The organism is Methanohalobium sp., from assembly GCF_018609725.1.
Lineage (GTDB): Archaea > Halobacteriota > Methanosarcinia > Methanosarcinales > Methanosarcinaceae > Methanohalobium.
This window is the reverse complement of the sequence record NZ_JAHENT010000027.1, coordinates 1-3697: the sequence shown is the minus strand read 5'-3', so window position 1 is coordinate 3697 and position 3697 is coordinate 1. Positions and strand designations below refer to the sequence as shown.

3 protein-coding genes are annotated in these 3697 nt (G+C 38.0%); all 3 read left to right on the top strand.

Annotated elements, in window-relative coordinates:
• Positions 1 to 903, top strand: a 903-nt coding sequence (locus QZ276_RS01570; RefSeq protein WP_292484663.1) for a hypothetical protein, incomplete at its 5' end; no start/stop codon positions are given.
• An 83-nt stretch (positions 904 to 986) separates the two neighbouring features.
• A complete protein-coding gene (locus QZ276_RS01565) occupies positions 987 to 2447 on the top strand; it encodes a hypothetical protein (protein ID WP_292484661.1) in 1461 nt (486 codons plus the stop codon).
• Positions 2448 to 2588: 141 nt separating this feature from the next.
• On the top strand, positions 2589 to 3697 hold a 1109-nt coding region (locus QZ276_RS01560), incomplete at its 3' end, for a hypothetical protein (protein WP_292484660.1).

Sequence of the window (3697 nt, the reverse complement as noted above, 5' to 3'; positions counted from 1 at the left end):
GCTTTACCTCTAAATTTTGATTTACGTGCAGGTTCTAAAAAATATGTAGATGTAGAAGTTCTATGTTTTGACGACCGTGATGTAAATCTTTATGGTTATCAGTTCTTTGATCTTGTACCTGTACCGCTTATTAAATTCTGTTTATTCGGAAATTTCTGTCCTTCAGAAGAAGGTAGACATTATGTTGCAGGCTATAGCGTGAATGTATGGTCAGGAAATGATAATACAGGAAACGAGCTATATACAAATGTTATTAATGATGTTGATATGGATGAAGAAACCGGTGATTACTATTCTGATCCTTTATGTTTCTTCCTGCCAGATACTGATGGTGTTGATACGTACTATTTTGAAATTAGTATTGAAAGTACCGACGAATACGATACTGACGATGAAGGTGAAATAATTCTTTCAGGATCTATTACAGACGATGAAATTAAATTATTCTACAATGAAGAAACGGGAGCTATGGATTATTACCACTTTAATTATGGATGTGGTGGTGATAACCCTCCTCCATTTGATGACCCAAGAGTTGAAGCTAAGCGTTATAAAGCTTGTTTGAAAGATTTGGGAGATTCAAACGCTGTTGGATTCGCTTATCTCAAACTGGAAGGAAATCAGTTAACTGCTACTACTGCAGCTACTGAGCTTACTCCCGGCGATGTACCACAGCATATTCATGAAAATGCAACTTGTGAAGATTATGGATCGCCATTTTGGGCTCTTGATTATTCTGGAGATGTTTGGCCAGAGGCAGATGGGGCTGGGAACTTGTTTTATACAAGAACTTTTACTTTAACCGATGCGGAGGTGAATGCTGCTAATCTAGACGACAGAACAGTAGTTCTACACGAATCTGATTTTACACCAGTTGCTTGCGGGGAATTTGAAATGTATTAGAAATCTATTTAAGGTGTCCCAGTCTGGGACACCTTTTTTAACAATATTTAAACTATATTATTATGAAAAAATTAAAATTAATTATGGCTACCCTGGTGACAGCAGGGATGCTTTTTACCTCCTGTACTAAGGATGAAACCAATGAACCTTCTGTAAATGAAGAAATGGGTGAAGTTTCTATAGGAGCGATGTTAAACGACTTTGTGAATGACAATCGTCAGGCTATTCCTGAATGTTCTGAGGATACACCTATGTATGCCTGGGTAGTGCTTACCCATGATTTAGGATCAGAAGATGTGGTAGTGCCTATTCTTTTTGATGGGGACACTTATTTTACCGATTATGATGATGAATTAGAGATTCCTATTCCAGCCGGTGAGACTACTGCATCTGTGAGCTTAACAACATTTATGGTTTATGCTGAAGAACCAGGAGATGGTGTTTCACCTATATGGGTAGCACCAACTGACGACGGGGAGTATGGCAATTTCGTGAATGATGCTTTGCCTATCGATTTTGATTTAAGAGCAGGCTCAAAAAAATATCTGGAAGTAGAAGTACTATGCTTTGATGATCGCGATGTTAATCTTTACGGGTATCAATTCTTTGACCTGGTCCCAGTACAGCTGTATGAATTCTGTGTTTTTGCTAACTACTGTACCGATGATGGTAGACATTATACAGCAAATTATGCTTTGGATATTGACTATCTAATGGGGGATGAGGTTATTAGTCTTTATGACAGTGAATCTCCAATGACAGGAAATACTGAAGATGATGATTCAGGTGACTGGTTTGCAGATCCATTATGTTTAGCTATTCCTGCACCTATGTATGATGAGGCTGATTCTGATGTTTATTTACGTGTTACCGTGACTTTATCTTCATGGGAAGACAATTATGGAGATCCCGTAGGCGATTATTCTGAAGTTATTGAGTTGAGCTGGAACGATGTTCAGGAATACTTCGGGGAAGATAATACTATAGACTACGAGCATGTTTTCTTTAATTGTGTAGATGATGGAGATGATACCGGAGGAGATGACGATAACGGTGACGGCGATGATGAGGGAGATGATAATGGTGATGATGACGGTGACGATGATGGTGATGATGATAATGGAGACGATGACTGTGAAACCGCCTATATGGAAGGAGACACCAGGCTTAATACATTAGCAAATTCTAACCGTTGGGGCTGGGCTGAAAACTATCAGACCAGTGAAGATGGAGCAAGTAATACTTTTTATATATGGGCAGCTGCGGGCCAAAATGATACCTCCAATGGAGAACATATAGGTACTGCTGAAATATCAGTTGATGATGATGATATTACATTGGAAATCACGCTTGAACCTGGAGTGAGCTTAAATGAACTTCATATTAATTTAAGTGAAGATGCACCATCTGGAAATGATGTTTTTGCACCCGGTAATTATAACCAAAATGATGAGGTTGATGTAAATACACTTAGCTATACCTGGGAAGACATAGACTATAGTGATGACTTCTATATTATTATTCACGCTGTAGCTTGTTATTAATTAAAATAAGATAAACTACCAGGAGCTGTAAACTCCTGGTAGTTCTTAAAAAAAAACCATTCTAAATATTTAATCCAAAAAACTTTAATTATGAAAACTTTAATTATGAAAACTTTAAAAAGATATATGGCATTTATTGCCGTGTTCTCACTCTTACTTTCTTCCTGTACCAAGGACGAAAATAATCTAATAGATGATTCAGCTGCTGAAAATTTTGCTGAGCTTAGTTTAGGCGCAAGCTTAAATGATATGGTAAACAGAGCGGCTTTAAAGCAAAGCCTTCCTGAATGTTCTTCAGAGGCACCAGCTTATGCTCATGTTGAGCTTACCCATAATATGGGCACTTCCTTAGAAGGAACTATAGAAATAAATGTTCCTATTCTGGAAGATGATGGAAATTATTATACCGATTATGATGAAGATTTGAAAATTCCTGTAGCCAATAGTGAGTCTAACACAGCTGCTGTGTCTTTAACCACATTTTTGGTTTATGATGGTGATCCAGACGATGATGGATCAACACTTATTTGGGCAACACCAACAACTGCAAGCGTATATGGTAACATGGTAAGTCAGGGACTGCCATTTGATTTTACTATTCGGGCAGGATCTAAAAAATATGTTGATGTAGAAGTTCTATGTTTTGATGATCGTGATGTTAATTTATACGGCTATCAATTCTTTGATTTAATTCCAGAAGTGGTTTATGAACTTTGTGTTTTTGCTAATTACTGCAATGATGCCGGACGTCACTTTACCGCAAACTATAGCTTAGCTGTAACTTATATTGGGGGTGATGAAGATATGGTACTACATGACACTGCAGATCTTCCTGTAACCGGTTATGATGAAACTACTGAAGATTACTATGCAGATCCATTTTGCTTTGCTATTCCTGCACCACAATATGGTGAAGATAGTGAGACACCATATATCAGGCTAACTGCGACCTTACTCAATTGGGAAGGGAATTATCCAGATCCTGTAGGTGTACCGGCAGTAGAAGTAGATCTTTCCTGGAATGATATTTCCAGTCACTTAAATGATGACGGAACTGTTGATTATGAGCATATATTCTTTAATTGTGATGGAGGAGACCCTGGCAATGGAAATGGAGAAGAATGTGATCCTCAAAATCCTGAGGATGACTGTGATAATGATGGGGTACCAAACGGTTTGGATGAATGTCCAAATACTGCTCCAGGAGTTGAGGTTGATGAGAATGGATGTGAAATTGTTGTAGGCGACTG